Annotated in this window: 36 protein-coding genes; 17 read left to right on the top strand and 19 right to left on the bottom strand. The window is 66.8% G+C overall.

What is annotated here, in order from left to right:
* Window positions 1-55: 55 nt before the first annotated feature.
* On the top strand, window positions 56-730 hold the full coding sequence (locus ASE48_RS22460; protein WP_057169336.1) for an SDR family oxidoreductase: 675 nt from the start codon (window positions 56-58) through the stop codon (window positions 728-730).
* Here the strand turns inward: ASE48_RS22460 and ASE48_RS22455 are convergent.
* Window positions 727-1,407: a winged helix-turn-helix transcriptional regulator gene (locus ASE48_RS22455; RefSeq protein ID WP_057169335.1), complete on the bottom strand. Its 681-nt coding sequence runs from the start codon at window positions 1,405-1,407 to the stop codon at window positions 727-729. The genes ASE48_RS22460 and ASE48_RS22455 overlap by 4 nt on opposite strands.
* A 104-nt stretch (window positions 1,408-1,511) precedes the next feature.
* Between ASE48_RS22455 and ASE48_RS32845 the strand changes: the two genes are divergently transcribed.
* A complete protein-coding gene (locus ASE48_RS32845; protein WP_156409326.1) occupies window positions 1,512-1,685 on the top strand; it encodes a hypothetical protein in 174 nt (57 codons plus the stop codon).
* A 9-nt stretch (window positions 1,686-1,694) separates the two neighbouring features.
* Entirely contained in the window at window positions 1,695-2,081 is a 387-nt protein-coding gene (locus ASE48_RS22450) for a VOC family protein (RefSeq protein WP_057169334.1), read from the top strand.
* Here the strand turns inward: ASE48_RS22450 and ASE48_RS22445 are convergent.
* The 3 genes from ASE48_RS22445 to ASE48_RS22435 all read right to left on the bottom strand — a co-directional run bounded on the left by ASE48_RS22445 (window position 2,056) and on the right by ASE48_RS22435 (window position 6,011).
* Entirely contained in the window at window positions 2,056-3,201 is a 1,146-nt protein-coding gene (locus ASE48_RS22445) for a 1,4-beta-xylanase (protein WP_235571428.1), read from the bottom strand. The two genes, ASE48_RS22450 and ASE48_RS22445, sit on opposite strands and share 26 nt — an antisense overlap.
* A gap of 97 nt (window positions 3,202-3,298) precedes the next feature.
* Window positions 3,299-4,480: a zinc-dependent alcohol dehydrogenase gene (locus tag ASE48_RS22440; protein WP_057169332.1), complete on the bottom strand. Its 1,182-nt coding sequence runs from the start codon at window positions 4,478-4,480 to the stop codon at window positions 3,299-3,301.
* A gap of 16 nt (window positions 4,481-4,496) precedes the next feature.
* On the bottom strand, window positions 4,497-6,011 hold the full coding sequence (locus ASE48_RS22435) for an FAD-dependent oxidoreductase (protein WP_057169331.1): 1,515 nt from the start codon (window positions 6,009-6,011) through the stop codon (window positions 4,497-4,499).
* A gap of 75 nt (window positions 6,012-6,086) precedes the next feature.
* On the opposite strand from ASE48_RS22435, the gene ASE48_RS22430 reads away from it, so the two are divergent.
* The gene (locus ASE48_RS22430; RefSeq protein WP_057169330.1) at window positions 6,087-6,326 is read left to right on the top strand and encodes a DUF6480 family protein; all 240 of its coding nucleotides are present in this window, start codon (window positions 6,087-6,089) and stop codon (window positions 6,324-6,326) included.
* Here the strand turns inward: ASE48_RS22430 and ASE48_RS22425 are convergent.
* Complete coding sequence (locus ASE48_RS22425; RefSeq protein ID WP_057169329.1) at window positions 6,323-6,511, bottom strand: hypothetical protein; 189 nt, start codon at window positions 6,509-6,511, stop codon at window positions 6,323-6,325. The genes ASE48_RS22430 and ASE48_RS22425 overlap by 4 nt on opposite strands.
* A gap of 52 nt (window positions 6,512-6,563) precedes the next feature.
* On the opposite strand from ASE48_RS22425, the gene ASE48_RS22420 reads away from it, so the two are divergent.
* Complete coding sequence (locus ASE48_RS22420; RefSeq protein WP_057169405.1) at window positions 6,564-6,746, top strand: hypothetical protein; 183 nt, start codon at window positions 6,564-6,566, stop codon at window positions 6,744-6,746.
* On the opposite strand, the gene ASE48_RS22415 is transcribed toward ASE48_RS22420, so the two are convergent.
* The gene (locus ASE48_RS22415) at window positions 6,743-7,507 is read right to left on the bottom strand and encodes an endonuclease/exonuclease/phosphatase family protein (protein WP_057169328.1); all 765 of its coding nucleotides are present in this window, start codon (window positions 7,505-7,507) and stop codon (window positions 6,743-6,745) included. The genes ASE48_RS22420 and ASE48_RS22415 overlap by 4 nt on opposite strands.
* Before the next feature lie 47 nt (window positions 7,508-7,554).
* Here ASE48_RS22415 and ASE48_RS22410 point away from each other — a divergent pair, with 47 nt between their 5' ends.
* Window positions 7,555-8,100, top strand: a complete 546-nt coding sequence (locus ASE48_RS22410; RefSeq protein ID WP_057169327.1) for a nucleotidyltransferase — start codon at window positions 7,555-7,557, stop codon at window positions 8,098-8,100.
* A 2-nt stretch (window positions 8,101-8,102) separates the two neighbouring features.
* Here the strand turns inward: ASE48_RS22410 and ASE48_RS22405 are convergent, their stop codons facing one another.
* Genes ASE48_RS22405 through ASE48_RS22385 form a run of 5 tightly spaced genes read right to left on the bottom strand, consistent with a single transcriptional unit; the run spans window position 8,103 to window position 11,689 of the window.
* Window positions 8,103-8,360 carry a DUF7218 family protein gene (locus ASE48_RS22405; protein WP_057169404.1) on the bottom strand — a complete coding sequence of 86 codons (258 nt, stop codon included), beginning with the start codon at window positions 8,358-8,360 and terminating at the stop codon, window positions 8,103-8,105.
* Between the two features lie 53 nt (window positions 8,361-8,413).
* Window positions 8,414-9,427 carry a DNA topoisomerase IB gene (locus ASE48_RS22400; protein ID WP_057169403.1) on the bottom strand — a complete coding sequence of 338 codons (1,014 nt, stop codon included), beginning with the start codon at window positions 9,425-9,427 and terminating at the stop codon, window positions 8,414-8,416.
* Window positions 9,428-9,429: 2 nt separating this feature from the next.
* Window positions 9,430-10,149 (bottom strand): pyrimidine reductase family protein, encoded by a 720-nt coding sequence (locus tag ASE48_RS22395; RefSeq protein WP_442928754.1) that lies wholly within the window; start codon window positions 10,147-10,149, stop codon window positions 9,430-9,432.
* A gap of 15 nt (window positions 10,150-10,164) precedes the next feature.
* Window positions 10,165-11,001 carry an SDR family oxidoreductase gene (locus tag ASE48_RS22390; RefSeq protein WP_057169325.1) on the bottom strand — a complete coding sequence of 279 codons (837 nt, stop codon included), beginning with the start codon at window positions 10,999-11,001 and terminating at the stop codon, window positions 10,165-10,167.
* A gap of 25 nt (window positions 11,002-11,026) precedes the next feature.
* Window positions 11,027-11,689, bottom strand: a complete 663-nt coding sequence (locus ASE48_RS22385) for an LpqN/LpqT family lipoprotein (RefSeq protein ID WP_082614353.1) — start codon at window positions 11,687-11,689, stop codon at window positions 11,027-11,029.
* Between the two features lie 46 nt (window positions 11,690-11,735).
* Here ASE48_RS22385 and ASE48_RS22380 point away from each other — a divergent pair, with 46 nt between their 5' ends.
* Window positions 11,736-12,122 carry a winged helix-turn-helix transcriptional regulator gene (locus ASE48_RS22380; RefSeq protein ID WP_057169323.1) on the top strand — a complete coding sequence of 129 codons (387 nt, stop codon included), beginning with the start codon at window positions 11,736-11,738 and terminating at the stop codon, window positions 12,120-12,122.
* Here the strand turns inward: ASE48_RS22380 and ASE48_RS22375 are convergent.
* The 7 genes from ASE48_RS22375 to ASE48_RS22345 are packed head-to-tail and all read right to left on the bottom strand — an operon-like array spanning window position 12,079 to window position 17,194.
* Entirely contained in the window at window positions 12,079-12,489 is a 411-nt protein-coding gene (locus ASE48_RS22375) for a Dabb family protein (protein WP_057169322.1), read from the bottom strand. The two genes, ASE48_RS22380 and ASE48_RS22375, sit on opposite strands and share 44 nt — an antisense overlap.
* Before the next feature lie 50 nt (window positions 12,490-12,539).
* Window positions 12,540-13,181 (bottom strand): hypothetical protein, encoded by a 642-nt coding sequence (locus ASE48_RS22370; protein ID WP_057169321.1) that lies wholly within the window; start codon window positions 13,179-13,181, stop codon window positions 12,540-12,542.
* Window positions 13,178-13,966 carry a vWA domain-containing protein gene (locus ASE48_RS22365; protein ID WP_057169320.1) on the bottom strand — a complete coding sequence of 263 codons (789 nt, stop codon included), beginning with the start codon at window positions 13,964-13,966 and terminating at the stop codon, window positions 13,178-13,180. The genes ASE48_RS22370 and ASE48_RS22365 overlap by 4 nt, the downstream gene beginning before the upstream one ends.
* A complete protein-coding gene (locus ASE48_RS22360) occupies window positions 13,963-14,886 on the bottom strand; it encodes a hypothetical protein (protein ID WP_057169319.1) in 924 nt (307 codons plus the stop codon). The genes ASE48_RS22365 and ASE48_RS22360 overlap by 4 nt, the downstream gene beginning before the upstream one ends.
* Window positions 14,877-15,359 (bottom strand): hypothetical protein, encoded by a 483-nt coding sequence (locus ASE48_RS22355; RefSeq protein WP_057169318.1) that lies wholly within the window; start codon window positions 15,357-15,359, stop codon window positions 14,877-14,879. Before ASE48_RS22355 ends, ASE48_RS22360 begins: the two co-directional genes overlap by 10 nt.
* Window positions 15,349-16,218: a DUF58 domain-containing protein gene (locus tag ASE48_RS22350; protein WP_057169317.1), complete on the bottom strand. Its 870-nt coding sequence runs from the start codon at window positions 16,216-16,218 to the stop codon at window positions 15,349-15,351. Before ASE48_RS22350 ends, ASE48_RS22355 begins: the two co-directional genes overlap by 11 nt.
* A 7-nt stretch (window positions 16,219-16,225) precedes the next feature.
* Window positions 16,226-17,194: an AAA family ATPase gene (locus tag ASE48_RS22345; protein ID WP_057169316.1), complete on the bottom strand. Its 969-nt coding sequence runs from the start codon at window positions 17,192-17,194 to the stop codon at window positions 16,226-16,228.
* A gap of 85 nt (window positions 17,195-17,279) precedes the next feature.
* Between ASE48_RS22345 and ASE48_RS22340 the strand changes: the two genes are divergently transcribed.
* From ASE48_RS22340 to ASE48_RS22295, 10 genes are all read left to right on the top strand, one after another.
* Window positions 17,280-17,699: a MarR family winged helix-turn-helix transcriptional regulator gene (locus tag ASE48_RS22340; RefSeq protein WP_057169315.1), complete on the top strand. Its 420-nt coding sequence runs from the start codon at window positions 17,280-17,282 to the stop codon at window positions 17,697-17,699.
* 21 nt (window positions 17,700-17,720) lie between these two features.
* A complete protein-coding gene (locus ASE48_RS22335) occupies window positions 17,721-18,140 on the top strand; it encodes a hypothetical protein (RefSeq protein ID WP_057169314.1) in 420 nt (139 codons plus the stop codon).
* Entirely contained in the window at window positions 18,137-18,466 is a 330-nt protein-coding gene (locus ASE48_RS22330) for a rhodanese-like domain-containing protein (RefSeq protein ID WP_057169313.1), read from the top strand. The genes ASE48_RS22335 and ASE48_RS22330 overlap by 4 nt, the downstream gene beginning before the upstream one ends.
* Before the next feature lie 24 nt (window positions 18,467-18,490).
* Entirely contained in the window at window positions 18,491-18,955 is a 465-nt protein-coding gene (locus ASE48_RS22325) for a MarR family winged helix-turn-helix transcriptional regulator (protein WP_057169312.1), read from the top strand.
* The gene (locus tag ASE48_RS22320; protein ID WP_057169311.1) at window positions 18,952-20,190 is read left to right on the top strand and encodes an MFS transporter; all 1,239 of its coding nucleotides are present in this window, start codon (window positions 18,952-18,954) and stop codon (window positions 20,188-20,190) included. Before ASE48_RS22325 ends, ASE48_RS22320 begins: the two co-directional genes overlap by 4 nt.
* 109 nt (window positions 20,191-20,299) lie before the next feature.
* The gene (locus ASE48_RS22315) at window positions 20,300-20,761 is read left to right on the top strand and encodes a hypothetical protein (protein ID WP_057169310.1); all 462 of its coding nucleotides are present in this window, start codon (window positions 20,300-20,302) and stop codon (window positions 20,759-20,761) included.
* 95 nt (window positions 20,762-20,856) lie between these two features.
* Window positions 20,857-21,555, top strand: a complete 699-nt coding sequence (locus tag ASE48_RS22310; protein WP_057169309.1) for a GAF and ANTAR domain-containing protein — start codon at window positions 20,857-20,859, stop codon at window positions 21,553-21,555.
* Window positions 21,556-21,770: 215 nt separating this feature from the next.
* On the top strand, window positions 21,771-22,751 hold the full coding sequence (locus tag ASE48_RS33525; RefSeq protein WP_057169308.1) for a helix-turn-helix transcriptional regulator: 981 nt from the start codon (window positions 21,771-21,773) through the stop codon (window positions 22,749-22,751).
* Window positions 22,752-22,867: 116 nt separating this feature from the next.
* Window positions 22,868-23,215, top strand: a complete 348-nt coding sequence (locus ASE48_RS22300; RefSeq protein ID WP_057169307.1) for an STAS domain-containing protein — start codon at window positions 22,868-22,870, stop codon at window positions 23,213-23,215.
* Window positions 23,216-23,221: 6 nt separating this feature from the next.
* On the top strand, window positions 23,222-24,100 hold the full coding sequence (locus ASE48_RS22295) for a TIGR03854 family LLM class F420-dependent oxidoreductase (protein ID WP_057169306.1): 879 nt from the start codon (window positions 23,222-23,224) through the stop codon (window positions 24,098-24,100).
* Here the strand turns inward: ASE48_RS22295 and ASE48_RS22290 are convergent.
* Window positions 24,072-24,266, bottom strand: a complete 195-nt coding sequence (locus tag ASE48_RS22290; protein WP_057169305.1) for a hypothetical protein — start codon at window positions 24,264-24,266, stop codon at window positions 24,072-24,074. The two genes, ASE48_RS22295 and ASE48_RS22290, sit on opposite strands and share 29 nt — an antisense overlap.
* Window positions 24,267-24,340 lie beyond the last annotated feature (74 nt).

Below are 24,340 nucleotides of genomic sequence, written 5' to 3'. Positions count from 1 at the left end.
TGCAAACCTGCTCCGCTCAGGTCGTTTTCGCGCGGCGGATCTGTTCAGATCAAGTATGAACACACAACAGGTAACTGCACTGGTGACCGGCGCCAACCGCGGTCTCGGACGGCAATTCGCCGCGGAACTGTCCGCCCGCGGGGCCAAGGTCTACGCGGCGGCGCGACGACCCGAAACCGTCGACCTGCCCGGCGTCATACCGGTCCAGCTCGACATCACCGATCCCGAATCCATCCGCCGCGCAGCGGAGATCGCCGGTGACGTCACCGTCCTGATCAACAACGCCGGCGTCTCCACCCGGGCCGGCCTGCTCGATGGGACGATGGACGACATCCGCCTTGAGATGGAAACTCACTTCTTCGGGACACTCCAGGTCATTCGCGCATTCGCCCCCGTCATCGAACGCAACGGCGGCGGTGCGATTCTCGACGTGCTGTCGGTGCTGTCCTGGTTGCACCCAGCGACCAGCGGTGCGTATTCCTCGGCCAAGGCGGCGGCGTGGGCACTCACCGATGCTGTACGTGACGAGCTGTCTCCCAAGGGTATTCAGGTGTCGGCTCTGCACGTCGGATACATGGACACCGACATGGTCAGCTACATCCCCGCCGATCAGAAGACCGATCCCGCGGAGGTCGCCAGGTTGGCTCTGGACGGCCTGTTCGCCGGGGACCGCGAGATCCTGGCCGACGAGCTGACCCGGCAGGTCAAGGCGGGGTTGTCAGGGACCTAGGCGGGACTGAAGACCGACACGCTGCGCTCGACGATCCCGACCAGGACGCCGATCGCGGTCGCGTCGCCCGTCGCCTCCACCTGGCCGGCACCGACCGCCTCGGCCATGGTGGTGCGCTGACCGGCGATGGCCCCGAGGACGCCCGCCGAAGTGCGGACCACCACGTCGGCGGGAGTGTCGGCGGGACCGGGAGCCACCGACATCCGGCCGTCGCGGATACGCAGGCACGCCACGCTGTCACCGATGTGAAATTCGTACAGTGCTGCCACACCAACTGGCACGCCGCCAGCGCCGCTGCCCGCAAGGAAACCCAGCGCCCATTCCGCACGGAACACCTCGCCCCCGGCGTCGGCCTCGACGAGCTGGTGGCGGGCGCCCCACAGCGCCAGCGGTATCACGGCGGTCGCCAGCTCGCGGCCGGCGTCGGTGAGCTCATAGGCCACTGCCGAGCTCGGCTGGTCGAGCAGCAACCGGCGCTGGATCACCCCATCGGCTTCGAGTTGACGGACCCGGGTCGCCAACAGGCTGGTCCCGATCCCGGGCAGCGCGTCGGCCAGGTTCGTGTAGCGCTTGGGGCCCGAGCTGAGTTCGCGCACGATCAGCAGCGTCCAGCGCTCACCCACGACGTCGAGCGCGTGGGCCAGGCCGCAGAACTGGCTGTAATTCCGTCGGGTCATGACTTCAGGCTACTCATCGCTACTCGTTTTCGGGGTGAACTTACTTTTCATCTAGTGCACTTCTATTTCTTATGTTACTTTCGCTGAAGCGAGAGGAGCCAACCATGGCCTCACTGACAAATGCCCATCCGTCCGCCGGACTCCTGGCCGCCCTGCTGCGCAGTCTGCAGCGCACGGACCGGCCGGCCCGCACACCGCGGGACCGTCGGCACTACCCGCCCCAGCGCGACAAGATGATCGAGGACGCCGCGATGGCACGGGAGATGTTCCGCCTTTAGCCTGGACGGGTGCGAATCAACCTGACCAGTGTGATGGTCGATGATCAGGACAAGGCGCTGCGCTTCTATACCGACACGCTCGGCTTCCGGCCCAAACACGACATCCCGATGGGTGCGGCGCGCTGGATCACCGTGGTGTCACCCGACCAACCCGATGGCACCGAACTGGTGCTGGAACCCGACGGACATCCGGCGGCCAAGCCGTTCAAGGACGCACTGGTGCGCGACGGTATTCCGTTCACCGCCTTTGAGGTCGACGATGTGCGCGCCGAGTTCGTTCGGCTGAGCGGTCTGGGCGTGCGCTTCACCCAGCAGCCCACCGAGATGGGTCCGGTGGTGACCGCGGTGCTCGATGACACCTGCGGCAACCTCATCCAGATCCAGTCAGCTTCCTGATCGTGTCGATCTCACGCCCCCGGTAGGGACGCCCGTCGGCAAACGCCAGATCGTGGAACCATTCCTTCGGGGGCTTCAGGTACGGGTGATCCCAAGAGTCCCACGGCAGCCAGGTCTGCGTCTTGCCCGCGAACAACCCCCAGGTGTACGCGCCGACGTGACGACGTTTGGCCACCGGCAGCACTCCTTCGATGGTGCTTCCCTCGGTGCGCGCCAGGTATTCGGTGCACATGATGGGCCGGCCCCACGGCTGGAGTTCGTTGATCCTGCCCTCGAAGCCGGCCGGATTGTCATAGCTGTGAAAGGTGAGCACGTCGGCGAGATCGAGCTGGATGCCTGCCATGTCACTGCGCTTCGACGCATCTCCCCACTCCCCTTCCCAGACCGCGGTGGTCAACGGCTGCACCGGATCCACCGTGCGCGCCCAGCGGAACACCTGCGGTAGCAGGTCGGCGACGAGTTCGGGTTTGTCGTCGCGCTCCACCGTCTTGTAGACCGCCGCCGGGTTGTCGGGTTCGTTCCACAGGTCCCAGCCCAGGACGCGTTCGTCGTTGCGGAACTGGGTCAGGATGCGCACCACGTACTCCTGCAGCACCTGGCGGTAGCGCCGGTCATCGAGCCGCTCGGCACCCGGGCTCTGCACCCAGCCGGAGTTGTGGACGCCCGGTCGGGGAGCACGTTGCGGGCCGCTCCTGGGCAGCGGATCCCAGCACGAATCGAAAAGCACCAGTAGCGGTTTGATGCTGTGCCGGGCCGCGATGTCGACGAAGTGCGCGAGTCGCCGCTGAAAGCCCACGCGGTCCTGCGTCCACAGCTGATCGTGCAGGAAGACCCGCACGGTGTTCAACCCCATTGATCGGGCCATCCGCAATTCGCCGTCGATGCGCTGCGGGTCGAAGGTGCCCTGCTGGAACATCTCCAGCTGATTGATCGCGTTCGAGGTGATGTAGTTCGCGCCGACCAGCCAGCCCTGTCCGCGAAACCAGCGGTGCGCCCGGTCGTTGGACCAACGACCCGGCGTGGCCGCGGCGCGCGGGGCGTTGGCCAGTGCGACGGCGGGTGGTGCGAGAAGTGGAAGTTTGAGCAGGGTCCTGCGGCTGTGCTTCAAATCACGTACCAAGTTGCTGTCCTTCGGTTTTCGCGTAGACGTCGAGTAACCCCCGGGCAGCGTTATGCCTACCCGGATCGTCGCCCGGCTACACAACTCCAGTTCAGCACTACGGTTTGAGAATGATCTTCACGGCGCCATCGGCCTTGCGCTGGAAGATGTCATACGCGTGCGGCGCCTCGTCGAGGGGCAGGGTGTGGGTGGCGAAGCCGTCAACTCCCAGCGGATCGTCATCGGTCAGCAGGGGCAGGATCTCGGGCACCCACTTCTTGACGTTCGCCTGTCCCATCCGGATCTGCACCTGCTTGTCGAACAGGGTGAGCATGGGCAAGGGGTCCGCCATGCCGCCGTAGACCCCGATCAGCGAAATGGTGCCGCCACGCCGGACGATGTCGATGGCCGAGTACAGCGCATCGAGGCGGTCCACACCGGCCTTCTCCATGAACGGCTTGGCCAGGAAATCCGGCAGGATTCCGGTGAGTTGTTGTGCCGCCTTGGTGATCGGCGAACCATGGGCCTCCATTCCCACGGCATCGATGACGGAATCGGTGCCACGGCCACCGGTCAGCTCCCGGATGACATCCCCGATGGGGTTCTCCTGCACGCCGAGGTCGATGGTGCGTATCCCGCGGTCCTGCGCGCGCTTCAGCCGCTCGGGTACCCGGTCGACCGCGATGACGTCGTATCCGAGGTGCGCCGCGATCCGGGCGGCCATGTCACCGATGGGTCCCAGCCCCAGCACGGTCACCGACCCGCCCTCGGGGATGTCCGCGTAGGCGACGGCCTGCCAAGCGGTCGGCAGGACATCGGAGAGATAGACGAATCGGGAATCGGGCGGACCGTCGGGAACCTTGATGTGGGTGAACTGCGCCTGCGGCACCCGCAGTAGCTCGGCCTGTCCGCCCGGGACCTGGCCGTAGAGTTCGGAGTATCCGAACAGTGCGGCACCCATTCCCTGTTCACGGACCTGCGTGGTCTCACACTGGGTGTACAGCTCGCGATCGCACATGAAACAGCTGCCGCAGGAGATCTGGAACGGAATGACCACCCTGTCGCCGACCGCCAAATTGGTGACCCCGGAACCGACTTCGCGGACGATGCCCATCGGCTCATGACCGAGGATATCGCCCGGGCTCATGAAGGCACCCAGCACTTCATACAGATGCAGGTCCGACCCGCAGATGTTCGTCGAGGTGACCTCGATGATGGCATCAGTGGGCTCTTCGATCCTCGGATCGGGCACCTGCTCCACCCGTACGTCGCGTTTCCCCTGCCAGGTGACTGCTCTCATGGCTCAGAAATACCCTTCAGTGTCCGGCCGAAACGTCGGCGGCCGCGGGTGTGAGACCTCGCGTGGCCGGTCCCTCCAACAGGGTGCCGTCCGGCGCGAATCGCGAACCGTGCAAAGGACATTCCCACGCGCAGTCGGCGTCGTTCCAGTTCACGATGCCACCCAGGTGCGGGCACACCGGCGACACCGTGCGTTCGACACCGTCCACCACGCTGTCGGCGTGCAGATGCCACGGCGGTCCCGCGACGACACCCTGGCCTTCCGCCGGGGCGTCATCTCTCGCGAGCGGCGCCACCCACCCCTTGGCCAGGTGATAGCCGACGGACAGATTCTGTTTCAACGCCGTGGTCAGCCCGAGTAGCTCGTGCGGACTCCAGGCAGCGAAGGCACCGGCCCACGGCATGTGGCCACCGAGGATCTGCCCGGACAGCGCGAGTGCGGCCGCCACACCGTTGGTCATGCCCCACTTGTCGAATCCGGTGGCGACCCAGACATGCTGAGCGCCGGGGAGAATCGGTCCCGCGTAGGGAAGTTCGTCGATCGGCGAGTAATCCTGCGCCGACCAGAAATGGGTCTGGGTCGCGCCCGGATAGTGCTGCTTGGCCCAATGCAACAACTCCCCGACCGACCGGGCGGCGTCGCTGGCCCGGCCGACCGTATGGCCGGCGCCGCCGACGATGAGTAGGTCCTTGTCCGGCGTGGGGGCGTAGCGGATGGATCGGGTCGGCGAGTCGGTGGACAGGAACATCGGGCGGGTGATGTCACCGGGGACGTCGAAGGCCACACAGTAAGACCGCTTCGGCTTGACCTTCGCGAAGAAGCCGCCGCGGTCCAGGATGGGAATGCCGGTGGCCAAGATGCAGTGGTCCGCGGTGACGGTCCGGGTGTCGGCGTGATCGGCCAGCGCGACGGTGAGCCGTAACGGTTTGCCCACCGAGACCGACGTGACCCGCGCGCCTTCTGCCACGGTGCCGCCATGCCGCACAAGCTCGCCGACGAAGGCATCCAGCAACGGGAGCGGATCGAGCTGGGCCTGATCGGGCAACAGCACACCACCGTGAAACGGGAAGGGCACGTCGGCGTCACCGGCCCACTGCGCGGGAAGGCCGGCCGCGCGGCATGCCTCCAGCTCCGCCCTGGCGGCATCGACACCCTCGGCAGACTGCGCGTAGGTGTAGGCGTCTTCGTGCTGGATCGCCACCCCATGCGCTTCGCCGAACCGGCCCAACCAGTTGCGTCCCTCCACATTGCCCGCCACATAATCACGCAGGACCTGGTCGCCGTGTTTGGATTTGATCCGCGACAGCTTGGTGCCTTGTAGCAGGCTCAACTTCCCGGTTGTGTTACCGGTGGTACCCGCGCCGACGTGACGGGCCTCCAGCACCAGCACGCTCTTTCCGGACCTCGCCAACAGCAGTGCGGTGCACAGACCGGTGATCCCGGCGCCCACGACGACGACGTCATATCGCGTGTCGAGCGGGGGCGCCGGGTTGGCGGTTTCGGAGCGGCCGTCGAGCCACAAAGATGTCATGGCCTTTGTGTTCCCCGCGATGGGGTGGTCAAACAAGGCGCGTTTACCGCGCGGTGGGCCGGGCACTCAATTGCCATGACCGCGCAACCGCCCGATCCCGATCCGAGCCAGACCCCCGACCTCGAACCCGGCGGCGGGGTCACCCCCGGCAGCACGCCGCCGGATTCGGCGCAGACATCGGGTCTGTCCGAGCCAGAACCGCGGCCCCGCCACCGCTACACCCGGACGCAGATCGTGTCGCTGATAGCGCTGGCGATCTTCATCCTCATCTTCGCGGCGGCCGCGGTGGGCCTGATCATCGATATGTCGACCTAGTCGGGCGAGCCCTCACTGTCGTCGAAAAACGCCCAGCCGTCATCGGATTGGACTTCCATCCGCCAGCCGAGTTCGGAGTTGTCGGCCTTGGCGTCGACGAACCAGGCGTGGGCGTCCCCGGCGCTTTCGATGTCTTTGGTGTCGACAACGTCGCCGTGCGGATTCAGAACTCGATAGGTAGCCATGGGTGACTGTCTTCCCGCGCTTGCACAAGCCAAACCTGGGTATTCCATGACCATGAGCAATCCAGATGGCGAGAAGCGGGACTCCGAAACGGGCGAGACCGATGTGCAGGACGATCCCAAGGTCGCGAGCTCCCGCGCGGATCACGAAGACGGCGGCTCCTATGTCGGCCGCACGGGTTCCGATGACGATTTCGATGCCGGGGAAACCGGTGCGGAAGCGCGATCTGCGGATTAACCCAGTTCGATGTCGACGACCAGCGGGCGATGATCGGACAACCCGGCGGCCGGGGCGGTGCTGTTCCGGGCGCACAGCGCAGGGTCGTCGGTGAGGATGTGATCCAGCTGTCGTGTGGGCGCCTCTGCCGGAAACGTGGGGGCGGTGGCCAGCGGCCGCAGACCCGAACACTTCGAGGCCGCTTCCGGAGTGAGGTTGAGATCACCGGCCAGGATGTGCGGTCCGGGCAGACCTCTGAGATCTTTCATCAAGCGCCGCAGCTGCCTGCGGTTCCACCCGGGAACGAACGAAAGGTGGGTGTTGGCAACGGACATCGGGCCCAGCGGCGTATCGAGTTGCGCGATCACCGCGGCCCTGGGCTCTTCGTTGACGATCATCACTTTGTCGGGTCCGGGCAGATACATCGGAAACCTCATGGGGATCCGCGGCAGTCGGACCACCTGCCAGCTCGTCGCGGGAAACCGCGACAGCAACGCAATACCATAGGCGGCGGTGCCGGGTTGTTCCTCTCCGGTGGCCGCCATCCAGGTGGCCCCCGGCGTCCCGGAGATGGCGGCGACGAACCGGTGCGACTCCGCACCCATGGCCTCCGCGGCGACCGCGGTCAGATCCGAACGTCCCGATCGCTGCTGCTCGAGGTCCACCTCCTGCAAGGCCAGAATGTCGGGATCGAGTTGGCGCACACATTCCGCCAGACGGTCTGGGTGGACGCCGTCACCGACGGTGCGGCCGTGCAGGATGTTGAAGGTCGCAAAGCGCATGCCCCTTGGGTACCCAGGTTGGGGCACGCAAGAACTGGAGGAGCGCGATGTCGACACATGAGGAGTTGCGGGCCGCACTTCGCACCGCGGCGTCGGCACTGAAAGAACACGGTCCCAGGTTCGCCCTGGCCGGCAGCTACGCCCTGTGGGTGTCGGGCGGACCGGAACCGGTGCATGACGTCGACTTCGTCGTCGCGGAAGTCGACACCGAGGCGGCCGCGACCACCCTCTGCAAGGCCGGCTTCCGGATCGAGCGTCCGCCCGAGGACTGGCTGTTCAAGGCGCACGCCGACGAGGTGCTGGTCGATGTGCTGCACCGGCTCAACGGTGTTCCCGTGACCCCCGAGACGTTGGACTGCGCCGAGGAGCACGATGTCATTGCCATCCGGATGCCGGTGCTACCGGTGACCTTCGTGCTGACCCAGAAGTTACGGGCGCTGAACGAGCACTACTGTGATTTCACCTCGCTGCTGCCGGCCGCGCGGGCGGTACGCGAGAGAGTCGACTGGCAGGCGGTCCGCCGCGACACCGCAGACAATGACTTCGCGGCGGCCTTCCTCGTGCTCGCGGACAGACTGGGGATCAGCGAATAGCTTCAGTGGTTACGCAGCTTGGCCACGAGCTTGTCCTTGGTCAGGCTGGAGTAACCCGTCATGCCGAGTTCCTTGGCGCGCTTCTTGAGGTCCGCCACATTCCAGTCCTCGTAGGAACCGGACTTGCCGCCCTTACGCCCCACGGACGACTTTCCCCGCGCCGCAGCCGCGTTGGAGATACGCGCCGCTTTCTCCTTGGAATTGCCCTCTTCACGCAGGTCTTCGTACATCTTCTCGTTCTTGATCGACGAGTTCGGCATCGTCATCACCTCCGGTGGATCGAGTGCCCGGACGGGCCCCCGGCGAAACCCGATCAGCTCTTGGCGATCTTGCGGACCAGGGAGCGAGTGGCTTTTTCGAGGGTGCAGGCGGCGGCCTGATCCTTCTGTTTCGCGGCGCGTTTGACCGCCGCGGCGATGGTGGCCCCCTGGTGGTAGCCGGCGACGACCCGGGGGTCCACATAGGAGTTCCGCGCCACGGCAGGAGTGTTACCCAGCTCCTCGGATACCTGTTTCATCACGGCCGACACGGCGCGCTTGGCCTTGCGCTCGGTGTCGGGCGGATCGGCTTCGGCGAACGCGGTGGCCGCCAACACGGTACCGTGCCAGGTCCGCAGATCCTTGACGCTGTACTCCTCGCCGACCAGTTCCTTGAACCGCGCGTTCAGATCCGCGGCATGGATGTCCACCCAGCCGGAACCGTTGCGGCACACCAGGAGGCGATCTGTTCGGTCATCGCGCCGGAGCAGCGCCTTGACCGCGCGCACCACCTCGGGATTCTCGATCTCGATGGTGCGCCGCACACCGCTCTTGGCGGGATAATCGAACGCCGCCGCACCGCCGCGCAGCGTCACGTGCTCGCACTGCAGGGTGGCCAGGCCGTAGGACTCGTGCTCCTCGGCGTACTGCTCTCCCCCGGCACGGAAGTACCCCAGATCCAGCAGGTGCAGGGCCAGTGCCAGCACCCGATCCCGGCTGAGGCCGCGTCCGGCCAGGTCCTCGGCGATGCGCTCCCGCCAGGCGGGCAACTGCGTCGACATGTCGAGCACCCGGTCGAACTTCTCTTCGGCGCGTTCGTCCTGCCAGGCCTGGTGATAGAGGTACTGCCGGCGCCCGGCGGCATCGGTGCCGACGGCCTGAATGTGCGCGTTGGCATGCGGACTGATCCATACCTTCTGCCAGGCCGGCGGGATGACGAGATCCCTGATCCGCGCCAGCGCATCCGCATCGTCGAGCCGGGTCCCGTCCGGGGCTTGGTAGGAGAACCCCTTTCCGCTTCTCCGACGGGTGATTCCGGGACCGTCGAGGGCACTGCGTCGCAGCCGCACAATCACCTCCGGTACTTCAGGAACACGTAGTCCTGGTGCACGAGAACGTGGTCCAGCTGCATCCCGACGGGCACCGCCAACGGGGACAGCTGCACCACCGCGCGAACCGGTTGGGCCGCAGCGAGTTTGGGTGCCAGAGTCACACAGATCTCATCGACCGCACCCGCTTCGACCAACTCGTCGAGTAGTGTCGGCCCACCTTCGCACAGGATGCGAGGCATCCCGGCCTCGCCCAGCATCTTGACCACCCGCACCAGATCCACGTCCTCGGCGCCGGCCGCGAACACCCGGGACAGCCGGTCGACGGGTCCGTGGCGAGGCGGGGCGGCCCGCTCGGTGGTGACCAGGATCGGCGGCTGGTAGGGATCGCTCAACAGTCTGGCCGGCAGGTTGCCGGTCCGGCTGACGACCGCGATCGGTGGCGGATCGGGTCTGCCTTCGGCATCTCGTTCGGCCTGCTGTGTTTCGGAGAGCCGCACCGGACCGTAATTCTCGGCGCGGGCGGTACCCGCGCCGATCAGCACCACATCTGCGTAGCCCCGCAGCACACGCAGCAGTTCCTGGTCCACAGGATTCGACAGCGGCCCGGCCCGGCCCGCGAACGCGGCGGCACCGTCCGCGCTGAAGATCATGTTGGCGCGCACGCCGAGGGGCGGGTCGGCGTAGAACCGTGCGAGATCGGTGATGCCACCCACCTCGGCCACCGTGGCGGTCATGCCGATATCTATGCCCGCTGGCTAGGGATTCGAACCCGCTCTGGCGCGTTCCCGGATGGAGGCGACCACCCCGCCGTCGTTGAGAATGTCGGTCCCGGTGAGGTAGCCGGCCTTGTCGCTGACGCAGAAGGCGAAGAGTTCGGCCATCTCCTCGGGCTTCCCCCAGCGCGGCACCGCGGCGTCGGCGACCAGTGCCCCGGCGCCACCGGCCTCCTCCAGGCGGCCCATCTCGGTGTCGACGGAGCCCGGCGACACCGAAACGATGCGCAGCCCACGGCCGTTGAAGCGTTCGGCCTGTGCGCTGCTGTACCACTTCACGAAGTTCTTGCTGATGGCGTACGCGATGCCCGAGCGCTGCTGTTCACCGGCGATATCGCAACCGGCCAGCGTCGCGGCCAGAAAAGCCGCTTCGTCGGTGAGGGCCTGCGGAAACGCCGCGACCGGTATGAGTTCCTCGGGCAGGATGTGGGCGGCCATCGAGGCCACGTTGACGATGGCGCCGCCCGCGCCGACCTTGTCGTAGAAGGCTTCGTTGACATTGACCGTGCCGAGTGCGTTCGTCCGGATGACGTACTCGGCGTCACCCATCGCCGGGCTCACCCCTGCGGTGTGAACGACTGCGGCGATGATTCCGAGACCGGCTGCCGTGTCGAACAATTCGTCGACGGCCGCTCGGTCGGTGACATCGCAGTTCACCGTCGTCGCGGTGACACCGAGCTCACGCAACGTCGCGACGGCCGTGTCCAGACGGTCCTGTCGGACATCGCACAACACCACCGTGTGGTCCCGGCCGACGATCTTGGCGGTCTCCACACCCATACCGCCGGCGCCGCCTGTGATTACCGTCACTGAAGTCATGCCTCCGACGATATACGAAGCCCAGCTAAGGGGTGATGGTCGTATCCGCGTCGATGGTCTCCATCGCAAGGATCAGCGCCTCCTGCTGATCCGGTGTGCCCTGCGCGTCCAGCGCCAACAGATAGAGCGCATCCTGGCCGGGGATCACCACCGTCTTGCGCGCCACGAACACCGTCTGTCCGTTCTGCTCGACCGTGCCCGCGATTTCCATCGCATCGAATCCGCCCAACTTGCTGGGCTGTCCGGTATCGGGCCCGTTGTAGCCCGGCTGGTTCTTCACCGCGTTGGGGGCGAGTTCGAGGATTTTGGCGTGGTCGGCGTCGTCGGAGAGCTTGGCCATTCTGGCGATGATGGCGGGTGGATTGTCCGAGGCGGGCTCGGTGAGCGCGATGCCGCCCCAGGCGTCCTCGGGGGTGTCCGGGCCGAGGTCGCTCCACCCGGGCGGAATCGGCAGGTTCAGTTCCGGCGAGCCGGGGTCACCCCGTTTCACCGGGGCCATGGTGATGCCGTTGTCCTCCAGGTAGTCCCCGACGGTTTGTGCGGAGGGCTGCTCGGGCGTCGGCGTCTGTGAACTCGCGGTCGGTTCGGTGCTCTGCTCCGGCGTCGAACTCGACCCGCAACCGGCGAGCGCGAAACTCATCGCGACGGACCCGGCGACCAGAACCTTTGCCATGGCAAGCATTTCCATGCTGATCCTCCTCTTCCCGTAGGTCACGGTAGCTTAGGCTCGAGGCGTGGACGAGGTGCTGCGTCAGGACTGCCCCGCACGGGAGGTCATCGACCACGTCACCGGCAAATGGGGCGTGCTGATCCTGCTCGCGCTGCGCCGGGGCGATCTGCGGTTCTACGAACTGCGCAATGCGGTGGAGGGCGTCACCGACAAGGTGCTGTCCCAGTCCTTGCGGGTCCTTGTCCGTGACGGGCTCGTCTGGCGCGCAGTGGAGCCGGTGAATCCGCCCCGGGTCACCTACGGGCTCAGCGCGCTGGGCACCGAACTCGGTACGCACCTCGGTGGATTGACGGATTGGATCCGGGACAACGCCGGCGCGCTCATCGCCGCGCAGGAGGCCTTCGACGTCAGTGATCCTCGTGCAGCAGCGCCGACTGCGGGATCGCGCTGAGCAACTCGGCATATTCGGGGTCGCGCTGAACCCGTGCGGCATGCAGGGCCACCACCTTGTCGCGGAGCTCGGGATCCGCATCGTCGGAAATGCCGCTTCCGGAGACTCTTTCGAGGAGTGGCAGGAAGGCTCGGTCACCGGCGGCATGCACCGGGTCCCGGAAATATCGTTCGAGGGCGTCGAGATCCGCGATACCTACCAGGTAGCCGTGGGTGAACCCTTCCTGCGGGTCGCCGAGATCCTGGCCCACGACGGCGAAGGCCACCGACTCCAGCCGCGAGACGGCGGTGATCGCCGCGATCGCGTGTGACTTCTGCTCGTCGGTGACGTCGGGTCTGAAGCGGAACCGTTGCGCGCTGACAATCATGGGAGAAGATAATCACGCCCGGACACGCTGCGGAAGAACGCACTTCAAGGTTAGCCCGCCGCGTCTCGCAGGATCTGTTGCAGCTTCTCCAGGGGGTCACCCTGCCCGGGATCGAGCACATACTCCTGCTCGGCGGTCGGCGCACTGCCCGGTGCCGCGGCGGCGGGCGCCGAGACCGGCGGGGGGCTCGGCGGGGGCGGGGGTGGCGGTGCCGTCACCGCCGCGATCTTGGCGTCGAGACGAACCGCTACGTCGGCATCGAAACAGCCCGCGGGCGCCCCCTCGACGACCTGCTTCGCGCCGAGGTAGTGATCGACCGCTTTCTGTGCCTCGAACATCGCCGCGGCGGCGTCTCCGCGGGACTCCCGGACGAGTTCGAGGTTGACTCGGAAGTCGCATGATTCGTCGTGATCGGTACTGGCGAGCGCGCGTGAGAACTCGCGGTCGGCCTCGTCCAGGCGGTTTCGCAGAACCGCCGATGTGCCCGCGGCGAAATGGGCCTTGGCGGGCTCGATGATGTTGAGGGTCTGCAGCGTTGCGGCATCGTCGGACAGCGCCGTCACGTCGGATTCGGAGAAGTGCGTGACCGCGGCATTTCCCGCCACCACCACCGACACCAGCTTGACCACCAGGATCAGCACCACGAACACCACCGGTGCGGAGTAGATCAGCAATCGCCGCCGAAGGGTCATCGGCCCACCACGATCCGGTCGAGGCGGGTGCGGCGCAGATGGCGCAGCGCGTGGTAGAGCTCGACAAGGATCAGCAGAGCGGCGATGCCGGCCAGCACCCAGTAAAGCTCGAATCCCGAAGCGGTCGAGGGGTTGTCCGGCGTCTGCTCGAGTTCTTCGGGCTCGGGTATCGCCTCGGTCACCGATGGGACCTGCTCGCGCTGCAGGTAGTCCACCCCGAGCTGATCGGCAACGGACTGCAGCACCGGGGCGCCGCCCGCGCCGTATCCGAGCACCGCACCGCCGTCGACCGCGTTGTCCGGAACCTGGAATTCGCGTTGCGGCACCGTCGATTCCGGTGCGCCGGCCCCGAAGTAGAACACCAGATTCTCGGCCTTGGCATACTGTTGCAGCGCGCTGATCAGCTGATACCGCAACACGGTGCTGGCCGCACCGGCATTGGTCATGACATCGTCGCCTCGCGAGTAGGGCTCTGCTGCCGCGATGATCGGGCGCAGACTCCACGAATCGGCCGACAGCGGCCAGTCCAGCGATGGGCGCGCATCGAAGCTGATCATCGAGAAGCGGGCACCCGGATACCGGTCGATGACGGCGTTGATATCGTCGCGAGCCAGCGCCATTCGGGTGGACATCTCCTCGGATCGGTCCACGATCAGGAAGATGTTCGGTTCTCCCTCGCCGGCGATTCTGGTCACCGATGCTTCGCCGCCGCCGAGGGTGGGGCGAAACAGCGCGGTCAGCAGGAGCATGGCGGCGAGCGCCAACCCGGCTTTACGGAGCGTCATCGCCGCACCACCAATGGCCAGGCCAGCAGGGTGACGACTCCCAGCAGGGCCACGATCAGCAGCAGATCCGGCGTTTCGGCCGACTGCACCGACGCGCCGCCAGCGTCCGGTTGCGGCGCCGGCGGGTGACTGCGGATATCGCCGACATCGGACTGGACACGGCCGCCGGTCTGACGGGCGAGTTCCGCGGGCAATCCGTCATCGTCGGTGATGGCGTTGACCTGTACCCCGGCCGTGGTGGCCAGATCGCGTACCTGCTGTGCGGTGAACAGCGATGTCCGTGCGTCCTCACCCAGCGTTGCGGGCCCCACGTAGATCAGCGAGCGGCGCACCGGGGCGCCGGCGTCGAATTCGGGGAATCCGGTCAGGCACATCGCCAGGACATCTTCGATGGTGGCGGTGTAGTCGGCGTACACCACCGACGAGACCAGTCGTTGAGGTTGGGCGTACCCGGCGAATCGGCCTGCCGCATACTGGTAGTCGCGCGTCAGCGGTATCAGTCGCCGGTCCGGCGACGTGAGGCCGATGCGCTCGGTGCCGAACTCGCGCACCGCCTCGGCGAAGTACCGCAGGGTGCCGTTGACAGCCGGGTCCTCGGCCGGTGCGCCGACGCAGACCATGATGTCCTCGGGCTGCTCGGATCCGGCGGCTTGGTTCAGTGCAGGCAGACCGGTCGGCCTGGATGCCGCAAGTGCCGCTGCCACAAAGGCCAGTACCAGGACCGCCACGGCCGCGGCGGCGGTGATGGTGTGCCTGCGGACGGCACGCGCATACTCGGGCAGGCTGGTCAGCCGGCTGGTGTTGGCCAGGGCCCGCAGCGTGTCGGGTTGGTCGCGACGCGGCGACAGTAGGGCCCCCGCGATGCAGGCGGCCAACGCCACACAGCCGACGATCGCTGCGCCCCAATAGATCACGTCCATTGCCGCACCAGTTCCTCGGCGGCCTGCCCGGCTGCACACATATCCACGGTGGAGTCCGCATTGAACTGGACGTCCTCCAGATCGGTGAGCACCGCTGCGGCGGGCGCCAACACTCCCCCGGAGGCCGTCGCGATGTCCGGCACCTGGACGTACTCGGTGCGCACACCGGTGGCGTCGTGCAGGAAACGCCGGACTTCCTCGCTGAGCGCTGCCGCGGCGGCGGTGGCCGCCAGTTCACCTGTGCGATATGCATTCTGGACTGCCTGGATGGCCCGTAGCGCTCGGCGCCGCTGCAGCGCGACGCGCGCCGAGCCGATCACCGACGGCTCACTGCGCGTGCGTCCTGGCGCGGTCCACCAGAACACACCGACGTACCAGAGCACCGTCAGCACCGTCAGCACCGCGGCGATCCACACCCAGATCGACGAGTACGGCGTCGGGCCGATGATGCTGCCCAGCAGATCATCCGGCACGCGCGTACACCCCCGTCATCGCCACCAGCGCGGGCATGATGCCGTTGCTGGAGGCTATGCGCGCGTGCGGAATGCGCCGCGCGGTGAGGAACTCCGACAACTGCGCGCGGCGTAGCTCCTCGGCCTGCCGGTAGGCCGTGATGACGCGGTGGCCCACGATGTCCGCGTCGAGCAGTGTCCGGCCGTCGGCGACGTCGTAACCCACCCCCGCCGCATCCGTGCCGATGGCGGGCATGTCGGTCACCATGGCCCACAGCACGTCGTGGCGCGCGGTCAACGGCGGCAACACCTCCCGCAGACGTTCGTCGAGCTCGGGTTCGTCCGAGACGATCACGATGAGCATCGGGTGCCGGTAGTGCCGAGCGACCCATTCCAGCTGGGTGACGATGTCGCTGCGGTCCGGGTTGGTGTCCGTCTGCTGGATGAAGCGGTGCAAAATGCGCTCGATATGGGTCTCGCCGCGGCGCAGTCGGATGTCGATACTGCCCCGGCGATCACCGGCGACCATGCCGATCTCGTCGGAACGGGGAAGCGTGACGAGTCCGACCGCGCCGATGATGTGCGCCGCCACTTCCTTTTTCCGTTGTCCAGTGGGTGTGAGGGCGGCGGTGTTACGGCCCGTGTCGGCGACGATCAGGATCTTGTGGTGCTTCTCGGAGACGAACTGTTTGATCAGCGTATGCCCGGAGCGGGCGGAGGCCTTCCAGTCGATGTCGCGCACGTCGTCGCCGGGGACGTAGGGGCGCAGTTCGTCGAATTCCATGCTGCGGGTGTGCACGAGCGCATATCGCCCGCCGGCCAGGAGCCCCGCGGCGTCACGGGATACGTACGCCTTCGCGGCGTCAAGGTGTTTACCCATGCCGGCCTCACGGCACCGGAACTGTTTGCAGCACTGCGTCGATCACGACGTCAGGTGTGATCCGTGCGCTCGCCGCCTCGAAACCGAGAACCAGGCGGTGGCGCAGTACGCGGTGCGCCAGGCGCGCGATATCGTCGGGCAGTACGTGGTTGCGTCCCCGCAGCACCGCCAAAGCCCTTGCGGTGCGGCACAATGCAATGGTCGCGCGCGGGCTCGCCCCGTACTCCACGAGCCGGGCAAGGTTGGCGGGCAGGTGTCGCTCGGGCTCGCGTGTCACCGCGACCAGCCGGCTGGCGTATTCGACCAGCGCCCGGTCCATGTGCACGGACCGCACGACGGCCCGGGCCCGTCGCACGTCGGCGGTGGTCACCACGGGAGCGGAACGGTGGTCACGGTCGTACAGGCCCGCGTCCATCCGATCGATGATCTCGACTTCCTCCTCGACGGAGGGATACTGTACGAGGTCCTTGAGCATGAAGCGGTCGGTCTGGGCTTCCGACAGCGGGTAGGTGCCCTCCTGGTCCACCGGGTTCTGGGTGGCGATGACCAGGAACGGTTCGGGGATCGGGTATTCGACGCCGGCGATCGTGGTCTGGCGTTCCTCCATCGCCTCCAGCATCGCGCTCTGCGTTTTGGCGCTGGAGCGGTTGATCTCGTCGAGCAGCACGATATTGGCGTGCACAGGACCCAACTGGGTGGCGAAGGTATTGCTGGCCGCCTCGTAGATCTGCGTGCCGATGATGTCGCTGGGCAGCAGATCGGGCGTGCACTGGATGCGGCGGAAGCTGCCGTCGATGGCCTCGGCGACCACACGTGCCGCGGTGGTCTTGGCGAGGCCGGGAACACTCTCTATGAGCAGATGACCGCCCGAGAGCAGGACGAGCAGGATGGATTCGCGGAGGTTCGTCTGACCGACCACCTTGGCGGAGAACGCGGTGGCCACCGCGCCGATGACGTCTCTGGGAGGTGCGGTCATGGGTCCTTCCGGTCGGGTCGACTGCCGGATTCGGGTACCCAGATTTTGCTGAGGTGAAGCAGCCGGCGCCAGGTACCCTGCCTGCATGTCCGAGCCGCCGCCCTTCAGCCCCACCATCGGGTTGCTGACGGTGAGCCGGACGTGGGACGCCGCGCTCGCCGATGCGCTGAAGCCATTGGGCCTGACGACGCGGAAGTACGGGCTGCTCGGCCACATCCGCGGCATGCCGGGCATCTCCTTCAGTGAACTGGCGCGGCGCTCGCGGATCACCGTGCAGAGTGCCCATGCCGCCGTGTCGGCGTTCGCCGAGGCCGGGCTCGTCGACGACGGGACCGCGCACGCCGGGTCGGCGTCCAGCCTGCGGGTCACCGAGAAGGGCGCGTCCCTGTTGGCGCAGGCGGCCGGCGAGGTGACCCGGCTGGATGCCGCGTTCACCGCTCAGCACCCCGGACTGACGTCGGCGCTGCGCGCGCTGATGGAGGAGATGGTCACCAGGAATCCATAACCTTCAGTTACCCTGAAGGTTATGGAGGCCTTCCTACTGTCGGTGCACGTCATCGCCGGCATCCTGTTCATCGGCCCGGTTGCCGTGTCGACCAGCCTGTTTCCCCGATACGCCCCCGACAGCGGGGAGGTGGCCGTGGTGCTGCACCGCATCACCCGGGTGTACGGACTGCTGGCCGTGACCGTGCCGGTCGTCGGTCTGGCACTCGCATTCGCGCAGGGCCGCGCAACGGAGGTGTGGGTGCTGGTCGCGATGCTGCTGACCGCCTTGGCCGGCGGCCTGCTCGCGCTGCAGATCACCCCGCGTCAACGGGCGGCGCTCGCGGCCCCGGAAGGCGCGGCCGGATTGCGGCGGCTCGGCATCTGGACCGGTGTCTTCAACCTGCTGTGGGCCGTCGTGGTGGTGCTGATGATCGTCCGGCCCGGTTCGAGCTACACATGAAATTCCGGCACTACCTGCATCGGCCGCCCGCCATCACCGCGGCCGAGGCGGTGCGGCTGACCTCCGAGGGCGCGCTCGTCGTGGACGTTCGCCGCAGCTTCGAGTGGAATCGCGTGCACATCCCCGATGCCGTGCACATGCCGCTTGAGCAGTTACCCGAACGGTGCCTGGAGCTTCCCGACGATCGGCTGCTCATCGCCTTCTGCACCGGCGGACTACGCTCGGCCGGTGCGGCAAATCTGTTGGTGGAGAACGGCTTCGAGGCGGTCAACATGAGTGGTGGGCTCGTCCAGTGGCGTGCCGCGGGCGGTGCCCTCACTGGATAAATTTGTATGTGCTAAACATATTTAGTGCCTTCTTCGCCCTTCGACCACCTGGATGACCTGCTCACCCGCATCCATGTGGCGCGGCAACGGCCCTCCTGGCGCCGCCGACTGCTCGACGGCGCGGACCCAGTCACCAACGTGTCGACACTGCGCACGCTGCGCGCCGTCGAGCACCATCAGCGAAACGGCGCCGGCGCGTCGATCGGAGACGTTGCCGAGTACCTGGCCGTCGAGCATTCGACCGCCAGCCGAACGGTGTCCGCGGTGGTCGCCGCCGGGCTGCTGACCAAATCCTCGGCCGATGACGACCAGCGTCGCAGCGTCCTGATGCTCACCGACATCGGAGTGAAGGCACTGGCCACCGTGACCGACCGGCGGCGCGACCTGGTCGCCGAAACCGTCGCCGACTGGGACGCCGCCGATGTCGACCGGCTCGTCACACTGCTCGAGCGTCTGACCGAACGGATCGAAGCGGCGGCCTGTAAGTGAGCACCGTCCTCACGCGTCCGCGCAGCGCACTGGCGCTCATGTTCGACCCCGTCTTCGGTGCCCTGTTCTGGGGCAAGATGTTCTCCGTCGTCGCGGTGTGGACGCACAGCATCATCGCCGCGGTCGTGATGTACGACGCGACCGGCTCAGCTCTGATGGTCGGCCTGGTGGGCGTCGTGCAGTTCGGGCCTCAACTGATCCTCAGCCCGATCAGTGGCAAGTGGGCCGACACCGGCGATCCGGGCCGACAGATCCTGCTCGGCCGGGTGCTGTGCCTGATGGGCTCCGGCTCCATCGCGGTGTGGATGTTCATCGAGCCCGAGCTGCAGGGCCTGTCGGCCGCGCTGCCGGTGCTGATCGGCTCGACCCTGGTCGGATTCGGCTTCGTCGTCGGCGGGCCGGCCATGCAGGCGATCGTGCCCGACCTCATCCGCGAGGGCGAACTCTCGACGGCAATGGCGCTCAACAGCATTCCGATGACCATCGGCCGGATCCTCGGTCCCGCGGCCGGCGCCTATCTGGCCGCGCACTTCGGCGCCGCCACCGGCTTCGCGGTCAGCGCCGGGCTACACCTGGTGTTCGCGTTGTTCCTCGTGGTGATCCGCCTGCCCGCCCCGGCGGAGAAGGTGTCCGGCGCCGACTATCGCGTGCGCACCGCCCTGAAATACGTCTGGCGCGACCGGCCGCTGCTGCTGGCGCTGGTCGCCGTGACCACCGTCGGCGTCGCCGCCGACCCGTCGATCACCCTGGCGCCCTCACTCGCCGATTCGCTCGGCGGGGACACCCGCATGGTCGGCACACTGTCGGCGGTATTCGGCATCGGTGCGGCGCTGGGCATGGTGGTGCTTGCGCTGATGCGCGGCAGGATGGCCTCGGCTCAGGTGTCTTCGGTCGGGTTGGCCGGGCTGGGCCTGGGCTGTGCGGTATTGGCCGTCGGCGTGATCCCGGCGGTGGCCCTGGCCGGTTTCGCGCTGGCCGGCCTGGGCTTCGGCTGGGCGCTGACGGGCCTGAGCACCGTCGTCCAGGAACGCGCGCCCCAGGAACTGCGGGGCCGGATCATGGCGTTGTGGCTGGTCGGCTTCCTCGGCTCGCGGCCCATCGCCGCGGCACTGCTCGGCGGCGCCGCCGACGTGGCGAACGTGCAGGTGGCGTTCGCGGTGGCCGCGGCGCTCACGCTCACGGTGGCGCTGGTGTGCCGCCCCGCGAAGCTCTCCGGCGATCTTCCCCGAGTCTGAATCGTTATCGAGGTTTACCCCGATTGTCACACGGGTAACTCTGGTCACAGCGCGGAGCACGCTCTGCGCGGTCCTGAAAAACGACAAGAGAGCCGAATGGATCATCTGAATGAATACCGTCCTGTACTTCAGCGCCAATGGCGCCGCATACGAAACGCGCGCATATAGCACCGCCGATATCACCCGGTTGATGCATGATCAGGGGCTGCAGTCGCTCACCAGCGCTGATCGCCAGTTCGATTTCTGGTTCAGCCCGTCCACCCGCGGGTGCCAGCGCCGCGTCAACCGGAGTGCCACCGAACTACTGCTCGCCACAACCTCTTTCGACGCCAAGAACGTCCCACTGCTACGCGGCGCCGTGGTGATCGCCACCCACGATTCCGACGGTGACCTCGACGGGCTCAGCTGGCAGCAGCTCGATCTGCTCGCGCTGCGCAGCCGCACCCTGACCAAACGCGACGACCGGTGCCTCAACCGGCGCATCTCACGTGCCGAACGCCAGTTGCGGCGCACCGCCGCTCCCGTGGCCACCCCGACGCGTACCGTCACTGCCCACGCGCACGCTCGCTGACGTCGTCGACGAGATCCTCGGCGCGAGCGAAGATCTGCGCGCCCAGACTTGAGTTCCTCGACCGCTGAGGGCGGAAACCGGACTATCGTCGGTAGATGTCGGAAAGCTCGCATGGAGAGATCGCTCTGCGCTTCGCGGAGATGCTCCGCGATCTTGAGCGCAACCAGCCCAGCGACACCGAAAGTGCCCTGCGTGAACTGACGAAGAATGCCGCAGCGCTCCTGCCCGGGGCGATCTGCGCGGGCATCACCATTGCGACCCGGGACGGCACCGTCAGGTCGGTGGCGGCTTCTGATGCGATGGCCGACGAACTCGACGAGATCCAGCGCCGCACCGGCGAGGGGCCCTGCCTCACTTCGGCATGGGAGCAGCACACGATCCGGATCAGAGACATTGCGGCCGAGACACGTTGGCCGGTGTTCTGCCGAGAGGCCGCGCGAAACACCAATGTTCGATCCGCCCAGTCGTTCCAGCTGTTCAAGGATCGGGAGTCGATGGGCGCGTTGAACTTCTACAGCGATCGCGTCGACGCCTTCGACGAGGAATCCCTGGAAGTGGGACTGATCCTGGCCACCCATACGGCGGTGGCGTGGAACCTCCTGCTGCGCGACGACCAGTTTCGCAGCGCGCTCACCTCACGCGATGTCATCGGACAGTCCAAGGGGATGCTGATGGAGCGCTACAGCATCGATGCCGCCGCCGCCTTCGGGTTGCTCCGGCGACTGTCTCAAGAGACCAACACCCCGCTGATATCCGTTGCCGAACAAGTCATTCAGACGTCACATAAACCCTGACCACCCGATACTTCGCTTGGTGGCCGGAAACCGGCCGAATCATGCGCGTTCGGCACTGCGCAGGTGAGCTGACCGGTGCCATCATCCCTCGACCGATGGCTGTGAGCCGTCCATTCCGGGAGGGGAGCAGCGACGACGTGTATCGCCAGGTTAGACTTAAGTGAACGTGGGTTCAGGTCGATGCCCATCCGGTGCTGTTTCCTTATGGAGCCCTGATGACGACCGACCGTGTTGATGCCTGGCCAGAGCGTTCTGGCATCGACTCCAACGACTCAGACCTGATCCAGAAGCATCTCGACCAGGCCTATTCAGCTCGATTCACCATCACCCGCGCCGATGAGGCCTCCGGCGGGTGCTACTGCGCGCACACGCGGGTGGACATCGGCAGCTACGCGATCGAAGAGATCCGGCATGACGGTGACGTGTTGCTACGGGCCGACCGGGTGCCCTCGGTGGTCGCACTGTTCGTCCAGAGTGGCCGGGCCGAGGTGGAGCACGGCCGGCTGAGCGGCACCGCCGGACCCGGCGAATGGTTGCTGGCCTCCACCGGCGTCGGCGGAGTCCGGGTCCGCCTGGTCGACGCTCAGCTGCGTTCCGTGGTGGTGGCCCGCACGTTGTTGACCGAGGTCGCGGCCATCGATACCGACGCCGCATCGGTGCCGCGCTTCACCGGTCTCACCCCGACGTCGGTGACGGCGGGACGCACACTGGAAGCCACCGAACGCTTCCTGAACCGCATCCTCACCGCGCACGAGCCACCCGAGAACCGCATCCTGTTGGCTTCGGCGGGCCGGATGCTGGCTGGCGCAATCCTCACCGCATTCCCGAATGACCTGCCCGCCGAGGGCACGCCGGAGGGCGCCGGTGACGTGTACCCCGCGCTGCTCCGCCAGGCCGTCGAGTTCATCCAGGACAACGCCGCCCACGATGTCGGAGTCGGGGATGTGGCCTCTGCGCTGTATCTGTCGCCGCGCACGGTGCAGTACATGTTCCGGCGGCATCTGGACACCACGCCCACCGCCTACCTGCGCGAAGTCCGGCTGGCCCGGGCCCGCGAGGAACTCATCGCCAGCGACCGCAGCGTGACCACCGTGGCTGCCACCGCGGCCCGGTGGGGGTTTGCTCACACCGGGCGCTTCGCGGTGTTGTACCGGCGCACCTTCGGGGAGAGTCCACATGAGACGCTGCGCCGGTGATTGCCGCCGCGCCGTGCGTTTGGTGGATGTGAAAAGTCGGATTGTGGATTCCTGCCCGGCGTAGCGTTGAGGCTGGTTCAGCAGCAGCCATCACGACGTGACCTGCGGAGGCTGCCATGACGGAAATGCTCACCAACGGCGCTCAGACGCGTCCCGGATCCGCGGCGCTGGAATTCGCGACCGAATGGCGCGATATCGATCTGGCGGTGATCACCGTGATCGGCGATGTCGACGCCGCGAACACGCACCGGTTGCTCGACTACACCTTGAGCAAGGTACTGCTGTGCCGGCGGATGATCCTCGACCTCTCGCATGTCGGTTTCTTCGCCAGCGACGGCTATTGGATGCTGAAAACCCTGGAATCGCGCTGCGCGATGGCCGACATCGAGTTCAATCTCATTCCCGGAGCCCACGTGGGACGTGTGCTGCAGATCTGCCGTCGGGCGGACCAGCACGTACTCTGATGGGCAGTGAAAGTCCGATTCGGCGTCGCGCTGGGCGGTAGCACCTCACCCGGGGGCCTGGCCGAAATCGTCGACACCCTGGAGAGCTCGGGTGTCGATTCCCTGTGGTTTCCCGAACTCGTCTACTCACCTGCCGTCGACCCCACCGTGGGGATGGCCTTCGCCATCGCGCGGACCACGCGGCTCAAAGTCGGCACGTCCGTGGCGATCCTGCCCGGGCGGCACCCGGTGCTGGTGGCCAAACAGCTGGCATCACTGAGCGCCCTGGCACCCAAACGCATTCTCCCGGTGTTCGGTCTGCGGGCCGCACAGCCTGCCGAGCGCCGGCTGTTCCCGGCGCCGGAGGGTCGCCGGGCGGAGCTGTTCGATGAGTCCCTGAGCCTGCTGCGCGCGGCGCTCACCGGCACCGACGTGTCCTTTCATGGTGATCACTTCGACCTGGATTTCCGGCTGGACACCGGGCCGGTCGCGCCGATCGATGTGTGGCTCGGCGGGTCGGCCCCCGCGGCACTGCGTCGCGTCGGCACGTACGGCGACGGCTGGCTCGGTAGCTTCCTGACACCCGCGGAAGCCGGTCGGGCGCGCCAATCCATCATCGCCGCGGCCACCGAGGCGGGGCGCGCGATAGAACCCGACCATTTCGGGATCACCGTGCTGTTCGCCGAGGGCGGTGTTCCGCCCCAGGTGGGCGATCTCATCCGCCGGCAACGTCCCGATTGCGATCCCGGTGATCTGATCGCCGACAGTTGGCCGGCGTTGCACCGATTGCTGGACGGCTACATCGAAGCCGGACTGACGAAGTTCGTCATCAGCACCGTGGGTTCGGTACCCACCCGGCACTTCATCGACAACTTCGTCACCGAGCTTCTGCCACGCCAGAATTGAGCTGCGGCGCACCGACATGAGTGGAGACCGTCTGGACGGCGCTCGCATCGGGGTTGACGGCGGTGGCGGCCATGGCCTGATTGGTGGTCATGGCGCCGACCGCCAGGATGGCGGTGGCGCCCAGCAGTGCGATTCCGGTGGCGAACTGGTGGCCGATGCTCTTCATCTCGTGATCTCCTGGGACGCTGGGCTGTTGATGACTCAACAATGCGCCGCAGTCCGCGGGCGGTCTGTCGGCCA

This window comes from Mycobacterium sp. Root265, assembly GCF_001428895.1.
Lineage (GTDB): Bacteria > Actinomycetota > Actinomycetes > Mycobacteriales > Mycobacteriaceae > Mycobacterium.
Note: the sequence above shows the minus strand (reverse complement) of the source record. Positions and strands in the feature narration are given on the sequence as shown.

Excerpts from the sequence above, each read along its gene's own strand:
- ASE48_RS22460 (WP_057169336.1), top strand. The coding sequence starts at position 56 with ATGAACACACAACAGGTAACTGCACTGGTGACCGGCGCCAACCGCGGT.
- ASE48_RS22455 (WP_057169335.1), bottom strand. The coding sequence starts at position 1,407 with ATGACCCGACGGAATTACAGCCAGTTCTGCGGCCTGGCCCACGCGCTC.
- ASE48_RS32845 (WP_156409326.1), top strand. The coding sequence starts at position 1,512 with ATGGCCTCACTGACAAATGCCCATCCGTCCGCCGGACTCCTGGCCGCC.
- ASE48_RS22440 (WP_057169332.1), bottom strand. The coding sequence starts at position 4,480 with ATGAGAGCAGTCACCTGGCAGGGGAAACGCGACGTACGGGTGGAGCAG.
- ASE48_RS22435 (WP_057169331.1), bottom strand. The coding sequence starts at position 6,011 with ATGACATCTTTGTGGCTCGACGGCCGCTCCGAAACCGCCAACCCGGCG.
- ASE48_RS22430 (WP_057169330.1), top strand. The coding sequence starts at position 6,087 with ATGACCGCGCAACCGCCCGATCCCGATCCGAGCCAGACCCCCGACCTC.
- ASE48_RS22425 (WP_057169329.1), bottom strand. The coding sequence starts at position 6,511 with ATGGCTACCTATCGAGTTCTGAATCCGCACGGCGACGTTGTCGACACC.
- ASE48_RS22420 (WP_057169405.1), top strand. The coding sequence starts at position 6,564 with ATGAGCAATCCAGATGGCGAGAAGCGGGACTCCGAAACGGGCGAGACC.
- ASE48_RS22415 (WP_057169328.1), bottom strand. The coding sequence starts at position 7,507 with ATGCGCTTTGCGACCTTCAACATCCTGCACGGCCGCACCGTCGGTGAC.
- ASE48_RS22410 (WP_057169327.1), top strand. The coding sequence starts at position 7,555 with ATGTCGACACATGAGGAGTTGCGGGCCGCACTTCGCACCGCGGCGTCG.
- ASE48_RS22405 (WP_057169404.1), bottom strand. The coding sequence starts at position 8,360 with ATGCCGAACTCGTCGATCAAGAACGAGAAGATGTACGAAGACCTGCGT.
- ASE48_RS22390 (WP_057169325.1), bottom strand. The coding sequence starts at position 11,001 with ATGACTTCAGTGACGGTAATCACAGGCGGCGCCGGCGGTATGGGTGTG.
- ASE48_RS22385 (WP_082614353.1), bottom strand. The coding sequence starts at position 11,689 with ATGGAAATGCTTGCCATGGCAAAGGTTCTGGTCGCCGGGTCCGTCGCG.
- ASE48_RS22375 (WP_057169322.1), bottom strand. The coding sequence starts at position 12,489 with ATGATTGTCAGCGCGCAACGGTTCCGCTTCAGACCCGACGTCACCGAC.
- ASE48_RS22370 (WP_057169321.1), bottom strand. The coding sequence starts at position 13,181 with ATGACCCTTCGGCGGCGATTGCTGATCTACTCCGCACCGGTGGTGTTC.
- ASE48_RS22365 (WP_057169320.1), bottom strand. The coding sequence starts at position 13,966 with ATGACGCTCCGTAAAGCCGGGTTGGCGCTCGCCGCCATGCTCCTGCTG.
- ASE48_RS22360 (WP_057169319.1), bottom strand. The coding sequence starts at position 14,886 with ATGGACGTGATCTATTGGGGCGCAGCGATCGTCGGCTGTGTGGCGTTG.
- ASE48_RS22350 (WP_057169317.1), bottom strand. The coding sequence starts at position 16,218 with ATGGGTAAACACCTTGACGCCGCGAAGGCGTACGTATCCCGTGACGCC.
- ASE48_RS22345 (WP_057169316.1), bottom strand. The coding sequence starts at position 17,194 with ATGACCGCACCTCCCAGAGACGTCATCGGCGCGGTGGCCACCGCGTTC.
- ASE48_RS22340 (WP_057169315.1), top strand. The coding sequence starts at position 17,280 with ATGTCCGAGCCGCCGCCCTTCAGCCCCACCATCGGGTTGCTGACGGTG.
- ASE48_RS22335 (WP_057169314.1), top strand. The coding sequence starts at position 17,721 with ATGGAGGCCTTCCTACTGTCGGTGCACGTCATCGCCGGCATCCTGTTC.
- ASE48_RS22330 (WP_057169313.1), top strand. The coding sequence starts at position 18,137 with ATGAAATTCCGGCACTACCTGCATCGGCCGCCCGCCATCACCGCGGCC.
- ASE48_RS22315 (WP_057169310.1), top strand. The coding sequence starts at position 20,300 with ATGAATACCGTCCTGTACTTCAGCGCCAATGGCGCCGCATACGAAACG.
- ASE48_RS22310 (WP_057169309.1), top strand. The coding sequence starts at position 20,857 with ATGTCGGAAAGCTCGCATGGAGAGATCGCTCTGCGCTTCGCGGAGATG.
- ASE48_RS33525 (WP_057169308.1), top strand. The coding sequence starts at position 21,771 with ATGACGACCGACCGTGTTGATGCCTGGCCAGAGCGTTCTGGCATCGAC.
- ASE48_RS22300 (WP_057169307.1), top strand. The coding sequence starts at position 22,868 with ATGACGGAAATGCTCACCAACGGCGCTCAGACGCGTCCCGGATCCGCG.
- ASE48_RS22290 (WP_057169305.1), bottom strand. The coding sequence starts at position 24,266 with ATGAAGAGCATCGGCCACCAGTTCGCCACCGGAATCGCACTGCTGGGC.